The sequence below is a fragment of the Hydrogenophaga sp. genome (assembly GCF_041633695.1).
Classification (GTDB): Bacteria; Pseudomonadota; Gammaproteobacteria; order Burkholderiales; family Burkholderiaceae_C; genus Hydrogenophaga.
In genome coordinates, this window is sequence record NZ_JBFJMY010000682.1 from 1 (window position 1) to 1,602 (window position 1,602).

The 1,602-nt window shown below is 67.3% G+C and carries 3 protein-coding genes; 1 reads left to right on the forward strand and 2 read right to left on the reverse strand.

Annotated features, from left to right (window positions below):
• Positions 1–705 (forward strand): DUF1513 domain-containing protein (locus ABYB95_RS23180; RefSeq protein ID WP_372662617.1); only part of this gene is annotated, 705 nt, incomplete at its 5' end.
• Between the two features lie 19 nt (positions 706–724).
• On the opposite strand, the gene ABYB95_RS23185 is transcribed toward ABYB95_RS23180, so the two are convergent.
• Complete coding sequence (locus ABYB95_RS23185) at positions 725–1,384, reverse strand: FMN-dependent NADH-azoreductase (protein ID WP_372662620.1); 660 nt, start codon at positions 1,382–1,384, stop codon at positions 725–727.
• Positions 1,385–1,412: 28 nt separating this feature from the next.
• The coding region (locus ABYB95_RS23190; RefSeq protein WP_372662623.1) for a TOBE domain-containing protein at positions 1,413–1,602 on the reverse strand (190 nt) is incomplete at its 5' end.

Consider the following 1,602-nt stretch of genomic DNA (forward strand, 5'->3'; position numbering starts at 1 on the left):
ATGCTCGCCGTGCGCGACCTAACACGGCTGAACAAAATGGACGAGTGGCCCAGCCACGGCCTGGACCCGCACGAGATGTTGCGTTTGCCGCAAGCGGTGAGCGGCTTCCCGGCGGGCACGCTGCTGGTGGCCAACGGCGGCATTCCGACCCGGGCCGAAACCGGACGCAGCAAACAGCGCGATGGCATGGACGCGTCGCTGGTGGCGCTGGACCCCGACAACGGCCACTTGTTGGGCCAGTGGCGACTGGACGACCCGCGCCTGAGCATCCGCCACCTGGCCTGGGACCCGGTGTCGCGCAGCGTCGGCATCGCCCTGCAAGCCGAACACGGCGATGCCGCCCAGCGCCTGGCCGCGCCGGTGTTGGCGGTATGGAACGGCGCACAACTGCAGGCCACCACCGGGCCACGCGACACCCAAGGCTATGCGGGCGATATTTGCGCCCGCCCCGATGGCGGTTTTGCGCTCAGTTGCCCGCGCGCGGACCGCATCTTGCTGTTCGACGCCCAGGCGCGCTGGAACGGTTCACTGCGCCTGACCGATGCCTGCGCCTTGGCCGCCAGCCCGGACGGCTGGTGCGCCAGTGGCCGCAGCGACATCGTGCGCGTGCGTGGTAGCGCGGCACAGCGCGCGGACGAACCGCGCCAACAAACCGTGCTCGAAGCGGGCTGGCGCTTTGAGAACCACGGCTTGTGGATGGCCTGAAGGCGGCTGACCAGCCGGTTCACCCACCAGCCGCCAAGACCCGCGCCAGGTCCACCACCTGGGTTTTTGCGCTGGCCACACTGGCCTCAAAGCGCGCGTCCTTGAACTCCTGGTATTCCACCACCACGCTGCGGATGTCGCTGGCGGCGACCCCCCAGTAGTGGGCGCAGGCCGCCAGATGGCGGTCCAGCGCATTCATGTGCTCGCGCATGCCGCCAGGCGCAAAGCCGAACTCACCGCGCGAGGACAGCACCACCAGCGTTTTGCCCGACAGCGTGGCCTCGATCGGTACGTCGCCGCGCGCCAGGTCGAACGAGAAGGTCTTGCCAATGCGTGCGGTCTGGTCGATCCAGCATTTGAGCGCGCCGGGAACGCCGTAGTTGTACATGGGCACCCCCATCACGATCACATCGGCGGCCTCGATCTCGGCGATCAGCAGGTCGGACAGCGCCAGCCGTTGCGCCATCGCCGCCGTGCGCTCATCGGGTCGCGTGAACGCGGCACCGATCCATTCGGCATCCACCGGCGCCACGGGATCGGTGGCGAGGTCTCGCCGGATCACACGGCTGTCCGGATGCGCCGCCTGCCACTCGGCCATGAAGCGAGCGCCCAGATCGCGCGTGATGGAACGTTGCGCCACCTGGGCACTGGATTCGATGTGTAAAAGGGTCTTGCTCATGGTGCTCTCTAAAGCTTGGGAATGAAAATCAATGCGGCGGTGCGGAGACGTGCTTCGGCGCCTGCGCGGGCATGAGGTGGCAATCCTCCGGGTGCCAGGAGGCATACATCTTTCGGCCCACTTCGAGCTCGATGTTCTCCAGGTCCTTGGCCTGCAACTGGATGACGATGCGGCGGCCCTCGCTGGTCTCGAGGTAGCCGTTGATGACGGAGCCGATG